Consider the following 15,431-nt stretch of genomic DNA (forward strand, 5'->3'; position numbering starts at 1 on the left):
CGATCGAGGACTTAACCAAAAACGAAAAGCGGAGGCGGCTTGATCAGCCCCGACAAGCATAAGACAAGCGCTGCAGGAAGGTGAATTTCCTTCAGGAAGTGATTGGCTTATGACCTCGAGGGGCTAGCCGCCGGAGCTGGACAACGCATTGGTGAATACTCGGCAACACTTCTTCATGCATTATCTAGTTTTGAAGGAATGAATTTTCTTCAAACCAAATAGTCTGGTGGCGATAGCGAGAAGGTCACACCCGTTCCCATACCGAACACGGAAGTTAAGCTTCTCAGCGCCGATGGTAGTTGGGGGCTGTCCCCCTGTGAGAGTAGGACGCTGCCGGGCAAATGAAAGAGCACCTGATAGGTGCTTTTTTTTGTGTTTTTATCTATTTTTCAGCTATAAATATCGCTTATTTCTCTTAAAGAAACTTTTTAAAGAGACATTTTTGGTCACTCACCTTTGTTTTAAGCAAATATCGTTCACTTTCATAAATTTAACGATCAAAATTTCAATTTATCGGTGATTTTTTCGATATATCGGTCAGTTGGCTCTATGGCGCCTTTTTATAGCTACAACCATCTATTGAATAAAAATCCGCGTCCACGCTGCCCCAGCAGAAAAATTTAAAGTTGGGTCAGATGTTAAGTGAATATAAAATATTCCTAGTTAAATAACCAAGATGCTGAAAAACATCAAAAAGCAAGTCTCTATACAGGGTGCAGAGCCCTTCACAAAACAAATCTCCATTTAATGCCTCCTATCTTCAAAAAATCCCAAAATTTGTCCCTCAATCTCCGACTCCGTGATTATACTTCTAAAAATACATCCAAATTACATCCTCCACCCAAGCACTAACATACCTATTCTAAAATATATTGTTATCGACATTAACTCCCTTTTTCAGGTTTGAGAAGTCAAAAAATGGGGGAAAATTATTAACACCCGCCGATTGCAAGAAATTACATAAATCATGTATAATTAAAGTCAAATATAGTCAAAGTCAGATAGGGGGAGGCTTGGTGAGAAATATATCCGACATAATTGAGAATTATCTAAAACAGGTTTTAGAAAAGAGTGATAGGGAAATTGTGGAAATAAAAAGAAGTGAGATTGCTGATAAATTTCAATGCGTTCCCTCTCAGATCAATTATGTTATCAACACCCGTTTTACGATTGAAAAAGGCTATGTCGTGGAGAGTAAGCGGGGCGGCGGAGGCTATATCAGGATTATGAAAGTCCAGTCCTATGACCACGCTGATTTAATCAACCAGTTGATTTCATTAGTGCAAAGCCGAATCGCCCAAAGCAGTGCTGAAAATGTAATCTATCGCCTGGTTGAAGAAGAAATTATTACACATAGGGAAGCTAAAATAATGCTCAGTGTAATTGACCGTTCTGTACTATATATCGATCTGCCATATCGGGATGAGCTGCGGGCACGGATGTTGAAGGCGATGTTAACTACTTTGAAATATAAATAAGTTTTAGCGAGCTGGAGAGGTGAAGACATGATTTGTCAGGAGTGTAATCAAAGGCCGGCCACGCTGCATTTTACGAAGGTAGTAAATGGTGAGAAAGCAGAGTTTCATCTTTGCGAGAAGTGTGCGCAGGAAAAAGGTGAAATGTTCATGCTTGGCAGCGGTTCCGGTTTTTCAATAAATAATTTGCTGGCAGGCCTGCTGAATATTGAACCTGCGTTTCAGGGATCAAAACAGGATCCTTTCCAGCAGGAAAAGGTTCTGCAATGTGAACAATGTTCTATGACCTTTCAGCAGTTTATTAAAGTAGGGCGATTTGGATGCGCTCATTGCTATGAGACCTTTAAAGACCATCTGAAGCCTATTCTTAGAAGGCTGCACAGCGGGAATTCTTCACATAACGGAAAAATTCCTGCAAGAATAGGCGGAACTATTCATTTGCGAAGGAATATTGACGAACTGAAACATAAGTTAAAAGAAATGATTGCCCAAGAAGAGTTTGAAAAAGCGGCAGAATTGAGAGACGAAATAAGGAAGCTGGAAAAACAGCTGAATGCCAATCATGAGGGAGGGGACTAAGCTTGTCGCTGGAACGTTTCATGAATCAAGCTATTAGCTCCTGGATGAGTGCAGAAGGCCCTGATTCCGATATTGTCTTAAGTTCACGAATCAGGCTCGCACGCAATATTAAACAATATAAATTTCCTACTTTATTTTCAAACGAAGAAGCAAAAGCGGTTATCCAAAAAGTGAAGGATAGGGTGGAGCATTCTTCTATTTCAAAACTTGGAGATTTGGAGCTCCTATTAATGGATGAACTTCAGCCTCTTCAAAAAAGAGTGCTAATGGAAAAGCACTTAATCAGTCCCCATCTTGCTGAGAATTCAACTCATGGTGCCTGCCTTCTTTCAGAAAATGAAGAGGTAAGCATTATGATTAATGAAGAAGACCATATACGGATTCAATGTTTGTTTCCGGGGTTTCAGCTTTTGGAAGCCTTAAGTATGGCAAATGAAATAGATGATTGGCTGGAGGAAGAGGCCGATTATGCTTTTAATGAAAATGTTGGCTTTTTAACAAGCTGCCCGACAAATGTGGGGACTGGTCTTAGAGCATCCGTTATGATGCACTTGCCAGGACTTGTGCTTACCCAGCAAATGAACCGGATTATTCCAGCGATTAATCAGCTTGGTCTAGTCGTTAGAGGAATTTACGGTGAAGGCAGCGAAGCATTAGGTAACATCTTTCAAGTTTCAAACCAGATCACACTCGGAAAATCAGAAGAGGATATCGTAGAGGATCTGAAAAGTGTTGTCAGCCAGCTAATTTCACAGGAAAGATCAGCAAGGGAAGCATTAGCAAAGACTTCTAACATACAATTAGAAGACAGAGTCTTCCGCTCTTATGGCGTTTTATCAAATTGCAGAATTATTGAATCGAAGGAAGCCGCTCAATGCTTATCCGATGTTCGCCTGGGAATAGATATGCAATATATAAAAGACATATCAAAAAATATTTTAAATGAGCTGATGATCCTGACACAGCCCGGCTTTTTGCAGCAATATGCAGGCGGGCCGCTTAGGCCTCATGAACGCGATATCCGCAGGGCTTCATTAATCAGGGAAAGACTAAAAATGGAAGATCAAGAGTTGGGAGGATGAAATTATGATGTTCGGACGATTTACGGAAAGAGCTCAGAAGGTATTGGCTTTAGCACAGGAGGAAGCAATCCGTTTAGGCCACAATAACATCGGGACAGAGCATATCCTGCTTGGACTGGTACGCGAAGGAGAAGGAATAGCCGCAAAAGCCCTCTATGCATTGGGTCTCGGTTCTGAGAAGATCCAAAAAGAGGTTGAAAATCTAATAGGCAGGGGACAGGATGCTTCCCAGACTATCCATTATACACCGCGTGCTAAAAAGGTAATTGAACTTTCCATGGATGAAGCTAGAAAGCTTGGACACTCCTATGTTGGAACCGAGCATATCCTGCTGGGGCTTATCCGTGAAGGAGAAGGTGTTGCAGCAAGGGTCCTCAATAACCTTGGAGTCAGCCTCAATAAAGCGCGCCAGCAAGTGCTGCAGCTTTTGGGCAGCAATGAGTCTGGAGGCCATCAAGGTGGTTCTGCTGCTAATGCCAATACGCCAACTCTTGATGGATTAGCCCGAGATCTAACGGCTATTGCAAGGGAAGGAAGCTTGGATCCGGTAATCGGGCGCAGCAAAGAAATCCAGCGTGTCATTGAAGTATTAAGCCGCCGTACGAAAAACAACCCGGTTCTTATTGGTGAGCCAGGGGTTGGTAAAACAGCAATTGCAGAGGGATTGGCACAGCAAATCATTAACAATGAAGTGCCGGAAACTCTTCGTGATAAAAGGGTTATGACGCTTGATATGGGTACAGTGGTAGCAGGTACAAAATATCGCGGTGAATTTGAGGACCGCCTGAAAAAGGTGATGGATGAAATTAGGCAGGCGGGTAATATTATTTTATTCATTGATGAGCTTCATACTTTAATAGGTGCGGGCGGAGCTGAAGGTGCTATTGATGCGTCAAATATCTTAAAACCTTCTCTAGCTCGCGGTGAGCTTCAGTGTATTGGGGCAACTACACTTGATGAATATAGAAAATACATCGAAAAGGATGCGGCGCTAGAAAGACGTTTCCAGCCGATTACGGTTGATGAACCTACTGCAGAAGAATCCGTACAGATTTTGCAGGGACTGCGTGACCGCTATGAAGCCCACCATCGTGTAACCATTACAGATGCGGCAATTGCGGCAGCTGTAAAGCTTTCAGACCGCTATATCTCAGACCGATTCCTTCCGGATAAAGCGATTGATTTAATAGATGAAGCAGGTTCAAAGGTAAGGCTTCGCTCCTATACAACTCCGCCTAACTTAAAAGAGCTAGAAGTTAAGCTGGAGGACGTCAGAAAAGAAAAAGATGCTGCAGTTCAAAGCCAGGAGTTTGAAAAAGCTGCATCTTTAAGGGATACAGAGCAGCGCCTGCGCGAGCAGCTTGAAGAAACAAAGAAAACGTGGAAAGAAAAACAAGGCAAGGAGAACAGTGAAGTAACGGTTGAGGATATTGCCAATGTAGTATCCAGCTGGACTGGAATTCCTGTTTCCAAATTGGCACAAACAGAAACAGAAAAGCTTCTAAACCTGGAAGAAATCCTTCATTCCCGTGTAATTGGGCAGGAGGAAGCTGTAAAAGCCATTTCTAAGGCAGTCCGCCGTGCGCGTGCAGGACTTAAAGATCCTAAGCGCCCAATCGGTTCCTTTGTATTCCTGGGTCCAACAGGGGTTGGTAAAACGGAGTTAGCCCGTGCATTGGCAGAAGCGATGTTCGGTGATGAGGATGCCATGATTCGCATCGACATGTCCGAGTACATGGAGAAGCACTCAACATCCCGTTTGGTAGGATCGCCTCCAGGATATGTAGGCTATGAAGAAGGCGGACAGTTAACGGAAAAGGTTCGGAGAAAGCCATACTCCGTTGTTCTTTTGGATGAAATCGAAAAGGCACATCCTGATGTGTTCAATATCCTATTGCAGGTATTGGAAGACGGAAGATTAACAGATTCAAAAGGAAGAACAGTTGACTTCCGTAATACAGTTCTCATTATGACTTCCAATGTTGGTGCTGAGGCGCTTAAGCGGAACAAATATGTTGGCTTCAATATCCAGGATGGAGAACAGGATTATAAAGATATGAAAGGAAAAGTAATGGAAGAGATGAAGAAATCCTTCCGTCCGGAATTCCTTAACCGTATCGATGAAATTATTGTTTTCCATGCTTTGGAGAAAAAGCACCTTCAGGAAATTGTTACGCTTATGTCTGACACATTAACAAAGCGACTAAAAGAACAAGATATCACGCTGGAATTAACAGATGCAGCCAAAGAAAAAATTTCGGTTGAAGGCTATGATCCGGAGTATGGAGCACGTCCTCTCCGCAGAGCTATTCAAAAGCATATAGAGGACCGTTTATCCGAGGAACTGTTAAAGGGAACAGTCCTAACTGGTCAAAGCGTTGTAATAGATGTGAAGGATGGGGAATTTGTTGTTAAAACTGCTGAAGCCAGCGGAACGCCAAACCTTCAAAAATAAATATTTTACATCCAAAGACTGAACACAGCAAAAAGGTACACGTCCCTATATACGTGTACCTTTTTGTACTCTTTTAGGCAATATCATTAAAATGTGATATCGCAGTGTTCAAACAGGTTTATTTGGCAGATTTATGTTAATTTTAAAGGAGATAAAAAGGATTATTTTATAATTTCATCATGAAAGCATTTTAAGACGCATGAAAAAGGGAATAGGGAAGTAAACCGCACTTCTCTCATTACTGGTTTCTCCGCAAAAGTCCGGTGGGAACGTTTAAGATTTCCTTTATGGCGGCTGAAATTGATGTTCAGAGAGGGAGAAGAAGTATGGCTAAAAGAAAAACAAAATTTATGTGCCAGGAATGCGGCTATGAATCACCCAAATGGATGGGAAAATGCCCGGGCTGCGGCCAGTGGAATACAATGGTTGAAGAGGTGGAAAAGCCGGCATCAACCAGAAGAGGAGCTTTTGCCCATTCAGAGGGGTCGGCTATAATGGCGAAAGCAACGCCAATCACATCAATTGAAACTGTCAGCGAACCGCGTATTTATACGGACTTAAATGAATTGAACCGCGTATTGGGAGGCGGAATTGTCCGTGGTTCTTTAGTGTTAATTGGCGGAGACCCTGGTATCGGAAAATCAACGCTGCTACTTCAGGTTTCATCACAGCTGGCGAACAAGAAGCATTCAGTTTTATACATATCAGGTGAAGAATCGATGCGCCAGACAAAGCTGCGTGCTGACCGCTTAGGGGTTTCTTCGGAAAATTTGATGGTATATTCGGAAACAAGCCTTGATGAAATCAGCCGAACCATTGATAGTGTGAACCCTGATTTTGTTATTATCGATTCCATTCAAACGATCTTCCATCCGGAAGTCACATCTGCACCAGGAAGTGTTTCGCAGGTACGGGAATGTACAGCCGAGCTGATGAGGATCGGCAAAACAAAAGGAATCGCTATTTTTATCGTTGGGCATGTTACAAAGGAAGGATCAATCGCAGGTCCAAGGCTTTTAGAACATATGGTTGATACCGTATTATACTTTGAAGGCGAACGCCATCATACATACCGAATTTTACGGGCTGTAAAAAACAGGTTTGGATCAACAAACGAAATGGGCATTTTTGAAATGAAGGAAGTCGGTCTAGAGGAAGTCGCAAATCCATCGGAAATCTTCCTTGAAGAACGATCTCAGGGGGCTGCTGGTTCGACTGTCGTGGCCTCAATGGAGGGTACAAGGCCTGTACTGGTTGAAATTCAGGCACTGATTTCTCCAACAAGCTTTGGAAATCCAAGACGTATGGCTACGGGAATTGATCATAATCGTGTCCCGCTCCTTATGGCCGTCTTAGAAAAAAGAGTGGGAATGCTGCTGCAAAATCAGGATGCATACCTGAAAGTAGCAGGAGGAGTAAAGCTTGATGAACCGGCCATAGATTTGGCCATTGCCGTAAGCATCGCTTCAAGTTTTCGAGATAAACCAACAAAAGCGACAGATTGCATAATTGGAGAAGTAGGGCTGACAGGAGAGGTCAGAAGAGTCTCAAGAATTGAACAGAGAGTACAAGAAGCGGCAAAGCTGGGGTTTGAGAGAGTCATTTTGCCTGCGAATAATCTTGGAGGCTGGAGTGCGCCAAAAGGGATTGATTTAATCGGAGTAGGTTCTGTCAGTGAAGCACTAAAGGCTGCGTTAGGGGGATAAATATGGAGACAAAAAAATTGGGCGAAAAAACAATGAGCGAAATCCTTCAATTTATGGCTCCGGGTACGCCTATCAGAGAAGGGATTGATAATGTCCTTCGCGCCAATACTGGCGGCTTGATTGTCTTAGGATCAAAAGAAAAAATGAATAGTATTGTGGATGGGGGCTTTTTGATTAATTGTCCATTCACACCAAGTTATTTGTATGAGCTGGCTAAAATGGATGGAGCTATTATTTTGAATGAAGAAGGAAACAAAATCTTAATTGCCAACGCCCAGCTTGCTCCTGATCCAGGTGTTCCATCTACAGAAACAGGAATGCGGCACCGGACTGCTGAAAGGGTTGCCAGGCAGACGGGCGCATTAGTGATAGCCATTTCGCAAAGGCGAAATGTCATTACATTGTATAAGGGGCATTCACGTTATGCATTAAGGGATATTGGTGTCATTTTAACGAAGGCGAATGTTGCCGTGCAGACACTTGAAAAATATAAAGTGGTTCTTGAACAGAGTATAGGGAACCTGAGCATTCTGGAATTTGAGGAACTTGTTACATATAGTGATATCCTTCATGTTTTTCATAATATTGAAATGGTCCTGCGTATTAAAAATGAGCTTCTAACTTATTTAAGCGAACTGGGAACAGAGGGAAGGCTTATTCGGCTTCAGATGAATGAATTGTTAACAGAGCTTGAGAGAGAAGCAGAGTGGATTATCAGAGATTATGCCCACTCAAAAGATATTGATTCCAGAGATACGATTATCAAGCTTCAAGAACTTTCTAAAGGGGGAATGCTTGAAGACTCCGTAATCCTTAAGCTTTTAGGCTATAACGGATATATTCACACCGAGGAATTCAAATGTCCTCGCGGCTACCGGGTGCTAAATAAAGTCCCTCGCCTTCCACCTATTATTATTGAAAATCTAATAAATCGTTTCGAAGAGTTTCCAAATATTATTGCGGCATCAGTAGAGGATCTGGATGAAGTGGAAGGAATAGGAGAAGTAAGGGCCAGAAAAATTAAAGAAGGGCTTAAGCTTATAAAAGAGCAGGTTTTTGCGGACCGGCAGCTATAAGAGACCATTGAACTATGTAAATGGTTATGCTAAAATGGTAAGTTATTTATTTGACAGTTTATTACCAATGATGCTACCCTTAGGTTGTATCAGAGTATAAAATATACAACAAATGCACCTTCATTTTCGTGTAGGGTTAGTATCCTAAAATAACTTTTAATCAGAAAGATAAAAATCTCTGTATTTGAAGGTTTCAATTTTGGGAATTTGTTTATAATGAGTAAAAGGAGGTGAAGGAATGTTAAGACGTATTGTACAGGCATGCTTCCTTATTATCGGAGTAACGCTTGGTATATTTTTGATTCCTGACTTATTGAAATTAATTAATTTAAACGACATTCCTCTTTTAAATAATCCATATGTGTCCGCCATTTTAGGTGCTATTATTTTTTATCTTATAACTTTTTGGGCGGTTGATCATGTCGTCAATTTTGTGAGATGGGCAGAAGAATCACTCGTAAAAGTACCTATAACTGATATTATATTCGGAAGTGTCGGCCTTGTTTTTGGATTAGTCATTGCTTTTTTAATCGGATATGCGCTTAATGCAATTGAAGTTCCTATACTTAATACAGTAGCCCCGATTGTATTGACATTGCTGTTTGGCTATCTTGGTTTTCAGGTTGGCTTTAAAAAGCGTGATGAACTTTTAACCTTGTTTACAAGCAAGAAAAAGAAAACTGGTGAAGAAGACCCAGAACCGGAAACAGCAGCTAAAAACTCACTTAAAATCCTTGATACTAGCGTTATTATCGACGGGCGTATTGCTGACATCTGCCAAACTGGTTTCCTGGAGGGCACGATTGTTATTCCACAGTTTGTGCTGGAAGAGCTTCAGCATATTGCTGATTCATCCGATGTATTGAAGCGCAATCGCGGGCGAAGAGGACTGGATATTTTAAACAGAATCCAAAAAGAGCTTTCCATTAAAGTTGAGATTTATGAAGGTGACTTTGAAGAAATCCAAGAAGTAGACAGCAAGCTTGTAAAACTAGCGAAAATAACAAACGGTGTCGTTGTGACCAATGACTTTAATTTAAACAAAGTTTGTGAATTGCAAAAAGTGGCTGTCCTGAACATTAATGACCTGGCCAACGCAGTGAAGCCTGTTGTGCTTCCTGGTGAAGAAATGAAGGTACAGGTAATTAAGGATGGCAAGGAACAAAACCAGGGAATTGCTTACCTTGATGATGGCACTATGATCGTCGTTGAAGAGGGCAGAAACTATATTGGCAAACATATCGATGTTCTTGTCACAAGTGTTCTCCAAACATCAGCGGGAAGAATGATCTTTGCAAAACCCAAGCTTTTAGAGAAAGCTTTATAATGTACGCTCAAAAAAGTAGGACAAATTGTGCCGGGAATGATTTTCCCCCGCCTTTTTGCCCTACCTTTTTTAGGAGATTGGAGTATATTTTATGGATTACCAAGTTATCCTTCCAGCAGCTGGCCAGGGGAAAAGAATGGGAGCAGGAAAGAATAAGCTTCTGCTGGTGATTGGTGAGATACCTGTTTTTATACATACTTTAAGAGTCTTTGAGAATGATTCGGAGTGCACCGGTATTTATTTGGCAATAAATCCACAGGATGAGGAAGAAATGCGGGTTCTCTTAAAAGAGCACAATATTACAAAAGTAATTGAAATGGTTCCTGGCGGAGAGGAAAGGCAGCATAGTGTTTATAATGCTGTAAAAGCAGTAGCAGGTGAAGGAATTGTACTGGTTCATGACGCCGCCCGACCTTTTATTAGCCAGGATTTGCTGAGGCCACTTGTAAAAATGGCGGAAGAAAAGGGGGCTGCTGTTCTGGCTGTTCCGCTTAAAGACACGGTTAAAAAAGCAGATGGAAATTTGATCACAGAAACACTTGAACGTTCCTGCCTGTGGGCTGTTCAAACTCCACAGGCTTTTCGTATTCCAGTCTTGCTTGAAGCCCATCAGAAAGCGGAAGTGGAGCGATTTTTAGGCACCGATGATGCCAGCCTTGTAGAGCGGTTAGGCAAAGAAGTGGTGATTGTCGAAGGAAGTTACGATAATATTAAGCTGACAACCCCTGAAGATCTATATTTTGCTGAAGCGATTATTAAGAAAACGAAAAATCAGCAATAGCCTTTTTGCGATATTGCTCTTATTACTACATAGAAAAAGGGGATTAGATTATGTTTCGGATTGGACAAGGTTTTGATGTTCATCAATTCGCTGAAGGGCGCCCTTTAATCCTTGGCGGAATAGAGATACCATATGAAAAAGGGCTTCTCGGCCACTCGGATGCGGATGTATTACTGCATACTGTTGCCGACGCTTGTCTTGGTGCCATTGGTGAAGGTGATATTGGGCGGCATTTTCCTGATACAGATCCTGAATTTAAGGATTCGGATTCAGCAAAACTGCTTGAACATGTATGGGGAATTGTTAAAGAAAAAGGGTATGAGCTAGTGAATGCAGATTGCACGATTATTGCCCAAAAGCCAAAGATGGCTCCTTATATTGGTAAGATGCAGGAGCGGATTGCTCAGCTTCTGGAAACCGAAAAAGAAAATATCAATGTGAAAGCAACAACTACCGAGAAGCTAGGTTTTACGGGAAGAGAAGAAGGAATTGCTTCACAGGCTGTTGTTTTGCTGAAAAAGAAAGACTACTAGTAAAATTACCTTTCAGAAGAAAATCCAGAGTGTTAAAATATAGCTTATCGCAGACTAACGGGCAGTAAGACCTTGAGGATAAGCGGGGGGAAACTGCCCGTAAAGGCCCGATTGGTTCAACTAGCAATCAGTGGGGGAAGAAAGCAGACTTAAAAGCGCGATGTCATGCAACGTCTCATTAGCACGTCCTGCGCGTCGAAAACCCCCACTAATTGAGTTTCACTTTATTGAGATTTTGAGGAGGCTGTAATTATGTCAAATGAAATCCGCGTCCGCTACGCTCCGAGCCCAACTGGGCACTTACATATCGGAAATGCGAGAACCGCGCTATTCAACTATTTATTTGCAAGAAGCAAAGGCGGGAAATTCATTATCCGCATTGAAGATACAGATAAGAAACGGAATATTGAAGGCGGAGAGGAAAGCCAGCTTCATTATTTAAAATGGCTCGGCATTGATTGGGACGAGAGCATTGATCAAGAAGGCGAATACGGTCCATACCGCCAATCTGAAAGAAATCATATCTATGAAACATACTATAAGGAATTGCTCGAGAAAGGGCATGCCTATAAGTGCTATTGCACGGAAGAAGAGCTTGAGGCTGAGCGCGAAGCCCAGTCTGCTAAGGGTGATACACCTGCTTATTCAGGTAAATGCCGTCATTTGACAGCGGAAGAAAGAGCTGCTCTGGAAGCAGAAGGCAGAAAGCCGAGCATCCGCTTCTTAGTGCCAAAAGGCAAAGTGTTAAAATTCAATGATATGGTAAAAGGTGAGGTATCATTCGAATCCGATGGCTTTGGCGATTATGTAATCGTCAAAAAGGACGGCACTCCTACTTATAACTTTGCGGTAGCAGTGGATGACCACCTAATGAAAATCTCTCATGTTCTGCGCGGCGATGACCATATCTCCAATACGCCTAAGCAGCAGATGATTTATGAAGCATTGGGCTGGGAAATTCCTAAGTTTGGCCATATGACTTTGATTGTCAATGAAAGCCGGAAAAAACTGAGCAAGCGCGACGAGACGATTATTCAGTTCATTGAACAGTATGAAGAACTGGGCTATCTGCCGGAAGCTCTATTTAACTTTATTGCTTTGCTTGGATGGTCTCCTGCAGGCGAGGAAGAAATCTTCTCCAAAGAAGAATTTATTGATATCTTCGATGAGAATCGGCTTTCAAAATCTCCTGCCCTTTTCGATAAGCAAAAGCTTGAATGGATGAATAATCAGTACATGAAAAAGCTTGATCAGGATCGGTTAGTGTCCATTTCTGCCCCTCACCTGGTGAAGGCAGGGAAGATCAGTGAAAACTGGCAGCAGGAAAATGAAGAGTGGGTTCGCAGCTTAATCGCGCTTTTTCAGGAAAAAATGAGCTTTGGCGCTGAAATCGTAGAGCTGTCAGAACTTTTCTTTACAGAAGAAATGACAGTTGATGAAGAAGCGAAGGAAATTCTTGCTGAAGAGCAGGTTCCTGAAGTGCTGTCTGCATTCCTGCAGGTAATTGAAACACTTGCAGAATTCAAAGCGGAAGAAATTAAAGCGGCCATGAAAGCTGTGCAAAAATCAACAGGCCATAAAGGCAAAAAGCTCTTCATGCCAATCCGCTCTGCAACAACCGGACAAACGCATGGCCCTGATCTGCCTCAAGCAATCGAGCTTTTAGGAAAAGAAAAAGTAAAAAGCCGTTTGATGAGCATTATTGGTTAACATCTTGGAGAAAATGTAATATAGTATAAAGTAAATTCCATAAATGAAAGTGTTGAAGAGGAAAAGTAAGAAAAGGATGCTTTTTAGAGAGAACCATCACCGGCTGAAAGTGGTTTAAGCCTCTCTTTTTCCGAAGTGCGCCTCTGAGCCCCATATCGAACGGATGAAACGTCCTTCCGCGGAATAATATTTCTCGGATAGAAAAATGATTTCATGTTTCTCAAGTAGATTTGGGCGGAACTCCTTCCGTTAACAGGTTAAAGTTGAGACTTCTGAAGTCTAAACAGAGTGGAACCGCGCGTCAAAGCGTCTCTGTCCTATTGTGGCAGGGACGCTTTTTTATTTTCTTTAGGCTATGTTAAAATTCATTGTGGATTTTGACACCCTGTTGGTTGGAGCGGAAGGGAAGGGAATCCAGCGGGAAACGCGAGTCAAAGGGAGACCCCGCAGGCGCATTTACGAGAGCTCACGGACCGCCCGCGGTTCGCTAAGTGCCTGGAGCGGAAATCAGCAGGAAAGTTTAAAAGAGACTTTCTTTAAAAAGGGAAATACAGCCTATTTCCCGGAAAATGTTATATGGGGAAAATACTTGGCCTTCTTAGGCCGTATATAAAAAAATAAAAGAGGACCATGTTAGGAGGGGGAAGAACGATGTTTGCAAGAATGAAGGAAGACATCGAAGTGGTATTTGAGCAAGACCCGGCAGCAAGAAGCTATTTGGAAGTAATATTAACGTATTCTGGGCTTCATGCGATTTGGTCGCACCGTATTGCCCATGCGCTTTTTAAGCGGAAGTTTTATTTCCTTGCAAGAGTTGTTTCCCAAATCAGCCGTTTTTTCACAGGAATTGAAATCCATCCAGGAGCAAAAATCGGCAGACGGTTTTTTATCGACCATGGCATGGGTGTAGTAATCGGGGAAACGTGTGAGATTGGCGATAACGTAACCGTTTTTCAGGGTGTTACACTAGGAGGCACCGGTAAAGAAAAAGGAAAGCGGCATCCAACTATTCAGGATAACGCGCTTATTGCTACCGGGGCGAAAGTTCTTGGTTCCATTACCATTGGGGAAAATTCAAAAGTAGGTGCAGGGTCTGTTGTCCTCCATGAGGTTCCGCCCAATTCAACTGTAGTCGGCATTCCTGGAAGGGTGAAAATTAGGGATGGCATGAAAGTGAAAAAGGATTTAAACCATACAGATCTTCCAGATCCAATCGCGGATCGTTTCAAGGAAATGGAGAATGAACTGCAAGCTTTAAAAAATGAAGTTGAGACTTTGAGGAAAGAAAGGAGCCATGTTTATGGCCATTCAGATTTATAATACACTTACACGGCAAAAAGAAGAGTTTATTCCCTTAGAAGAGGGAAAAGTGAAAATGTATGTGTGCGGACCAACTGTCTATAACTATATCCATATAGGAAATGCACGTCCGCCAATTGTGTTTGATACAGTAAGGAGATATCTTGAATTTCGTGGTTATGAAGTTCAGTATGTCTCTAATTTTACAGACGTCGATGATAAGCTGATCCGTGTAGCCAATGAGCTTGGAGAGGATGTTCCGAGCATTGCGGAACGTTTCATCAATGCTTATTTTGAGGATGTTTCAGCACTTGGCTGCAGACGGGCGGATATCCATCCGAGAGTGACTGAAAGCATGGAAATTATTATTGATTTTATCCAGACCTTGATTGACAAAGGCTATGCATATGAGTCAGAGGGGGATGTGTATTACCATACCCGTAAATTTGATGAGTACGGAAAGCTCTCGCACCAGTCCATTGACGAATTGCGTGTCGGTGCCCGCATTGCAGTCGGCGAAAAGAAACAGGATTCCCTTGATTTTGTTCTTTGGAAAGCAGCGAAGGAAGGGGAAATTTCCTGGGATAGCCCGTGGGGGAAAGGAAGGCCTGGCTGGCATATTGAATGCTCTGCAATGGCAAAGAAATACCTTGGGGAAACCATTGATATCCATGCTGGCGGACAGGATTTGGCTTTCCCGCACCATGAAAATGAAATTGCACAGTCAGAAGCTTTGACAGGCAAAACATTTGCTCGGTATTGGATGCATAATGGCTATATTAATATAGACAATGAAAAAATGTCTAAATCACTCGGGAATTTCGTATTGGTTCATGACATTATCCAAAAACATGACCCTCAGGTTCTCAGATTCTTTATGCTTTCGGTCCAATACAGACATCCAATCAATTACAGTGATGAGCTGCTTGAGAATACGCGTTCAGGGCTTGAACGAATTAAAACTTCTTATCACAATTTGAAACACCGCAAAGAAGCAAGCGTGAACCTGACGGATAACAACCAGGAGTGGATTGATAAAATAACCGCTCTTCATGAACAATTCATTAAAGATATGGATGATGATTTTAACACTGCCAATGCAGTTTCCATTTTGTTTGAGTTATCAAAATTGGCGAATTATTATTTGATGGAGAAAAACACTGCTGTTGAAGTGATTGATGCATTTACGAATGAGTTTGAAACACTATTTGAGGTATTGGGCCTTTCTCTTGAGGAAGTACATGAGGAACTTTTGGATGAGGAAATCGAACAGTTAATCGAACAGCGCCAGCAGGCCAGAAAAGAACGCAATTTTGAACTGGCTGACAAGATCCGTGATCAGCTGAAAGAGATGAATATCATCCTTGAAGATACACCGCAGGGAATTAGATGGAAAAGAGGCTAAGCG

At 42.2% G+C, this 15,431-nt stretch carries 12 protein-coding genes, 1 rRNA gene and 1 other annotated feature; all 13 genes read left to right on the forward strand.

Going from position 1 to position 15,431, the window contains the following annotated elements:
* Positions 1-222: 222 nt before the first annotated feature.
* Positions 223-339, forward strand: a 5S ribosomal RNA gene (gene rrf / locus IQ19_RS25020).
* Between the two features lie 677 nt (positions 340-1,016).
* Positions 1,017-1,478 (forward strand): CtsR family transcriptional regulator, encoded by a 462-nt coding sequence (locus tag IQ19_RS25025; RefSeq protein ID WP_144546193.1) that lies wholly within the window; start codon positions 1,017-1,019, stop codon positions 1,476-1,478.
* Positions 1,479-1,505: 27 nt separating this feature from the next.
* On the forward strand, positions 1,506-2,054 hold the full coding sequence (locus IQ19_RS25030) for a protein-arginine kinase activator protein McsA (RefSeq protein WP_144546195.1): 549 nt from the start codon (positions 1,506-1,508) through the stop codon (positions 2,052-2,054).
* Positions 2,055-2,056: 2 nt separating this feature from the next.
* On the forward strand, positions 2,057-3,136 hold the full coding sequence (locus tag IQ19_RS25035; protein WP_144546197.1) for a protein-arginine kinase McsB: 1,080 nt from the start codon (positions 2,057-2,059) through the stop codon (positions 3,134-3,136).
* 4 nt (positions 3,137-3,140) lie between these two features.
* Positions 3,141-5,591: an ATP-dependent protease ATP-binding subunit ClpC gene (gene clpC, locus IQ19_RS25040; protein ID WP_144546199.1), complete on the forward strand. Its 2,451-nt coding sequence runs from the start codon at positions 3,141-3,143 to the stop codon at positions 5,589-5,591.
* Between the two features lie 326 nt (positions 5,592-5,917).
* Entirely contained in the window at positions 5,918-7,297 is a 1,380-nt protein-coding gene (radA, locus tag IQ19_RS25045; RefSeq protein ID WP_144546201.1) for a DNA repair protein RadA, read from the forward strand.
* Between the two features lie 2 nt (positions 7,298-7,299).
* Positions 7,300-8,373: a DNA integrity scanning diadenylate cyclase DisA gene (gene disA / locus IQ19_RS25050; protein WP_144546203.1), complete on the forward strand. Its 1,074-nt coding sequence runs from the start codon at positions 7,300-7,302 to the stop codon at positions 8,371-8,373.
* A gap of 238 nt (positions 8,374-8,611) precedes the next feature.
* Complete coding sequence (locus IQ19_RS25055; protein ID WP_144546205.1) at positions 8,612-9,700, forward strand: PIN/TRAM domain-containing protein; 1,089 nt, start codon at positions 8,612-8,614, stop codon at positions 9,698-9,700.
* Between the two features lie 91 nt (positions 9,701-9,791).
* A complete protein-coding gene (gene ispD / locus IQ19_RS25060; RefSeq protein ID WP_144546207.1) occupies positions 9,792-10,481 on the forward strand; it encodes a 2-C-methyl-D-erythritol 4-phosphate cytidylyltransferase in 690 nt (229 codons plus the stop codon).
* Positions 10,482-10,531: 50 nt separating this feature from the next.
* Entirely contained in the window at positions 10,532-11,014 is a 483-nt protein-coding gene (gene ispF / locus IQ19_RS25065; protein WP_144546209.1) for a 2-C-methyl-D-erythritol 2,4-cyclodiphosphate synthase, read from the forward strand.
* Positions 11,015-11,266: 252 nt separating this feature from the next.
* Positions 11,267-12,724 (forward strand): glutamate--tRNA ligase, encoded by a 1,458-nt coding sequence (gene gltX, locus IQ19_RS25070; protein ID WP_144546211.1) that lies wholly within the window; start codon positions 11,267-11,269, stop codon positions 12,722-12,724.
* Between the two features lie 43 nt (positions 12,725-12,767).
* Positions 12,768-13,041: a binding site (T-box leader), on the forward strand.
* Positions 13,042-13,375: 334 nt separating this feature from the next.
* Positions 13,376-14,044: a serine O-acetyltransferase gene (gene cysE / locus IQ19_RS25075; protein WP_110067530.1), complete on the forward strand. Its 669-nt coding sequence runs from the start codon at positions 13,376-13,378 to the stop codon at positions 14,042-14,044.
* Positions 14,025-15,428: a cysteine--tRNA ligase gene (cysS, locus tag IQ19_RS25080; protein WP_144546213.1), complete on the forward strand. Its 1,404-nt coding sequence runs from the start codon at positions 14,025-14,027 to the stop codon at positions 15,426-15,428. Before cysE ends, cysS begins: the two co-directional genes overlap by 20 nt.
* Positions 15,429-15,431: the final 3 nt, after the last annotated feature.

Origin of the sequence: Cytobacillus oceanisediminis (assembly GCF_007830235.1) — a bacterium.
Taxonomy (GTDB): Bacteria; Bacillota; Bacilli; order Bacillales; family Cytobacillaceae; genus Cytobacillus; species Cytobacillus oceanisediminis.

Bases quoted from the DNA above. Each gene is read 5' to 3' on its own strand.
- IQ19_RS25030 (WP_144546195.1), top strand. From the start codon at position 1,506: ATGATTTGTCAGGAGTGTAATCAAAGGCCGGCCACGCTGCATTTTACG.
- clpC (WP_144546199.1), top strand. From the start codon at position 3,141: ATGATGTTCGGACGATTTACGGAAAGAGCTCAGAAGGTATTGGCTTTA.
- radA (WP_144546201.1), top strand. From the start codon at position 5,918: ATGGCTAAAAGAAAAACAAAATTTATGTGCCAGGAATGCGGCTATGAA.
- disA (WP_144546203.1), top strand. From the start codon at position 7,300: ATGGAGACAAAAAAATTGGGCGAAAAAACAATGAGCGAAATCCTTCAA.
- IQ19_RS25055 (WP_144546205.1), top strand. From the start codon at position 8,612: ATGTTAAGACGTATTGTACAGGCATGCTTCCTTATTATCGGAGTAACG.
- ispD (WP_144546207.1), top strand. From the start codon at position 9,792: ATGGATTACCAAGTTATCCTTCCAGCAGCTGGCCAGGGGAAAAGAATG.
- ispF (WP_144546209.1), top strand. From the start codon at position 10,532: ATGTTTCGGATTGGACAAGGTTTTGATGTTCATCAATTCGCTGAAGGG.
- gltX (WP_144546211.1), top strand. From the start codon at position 11,267: ATGTCAAATGAAATCCGCGTCCGCTACGCTCCGAGCCCAACTGGGCAC.
- cysE (WP_110067530.1), top strand. From the start codon at position 13,376: ATGTTTGCAAGAATGAAGGAAGACATCGAAGTGGTATTTGAGCAAGAC.
- cysS (WP_144546213.1), top strand. From the start codon at position 14,025: ATGGCCATTCAGATTTATAATACACTTACACGGCAAAAAGAAGAGTTT.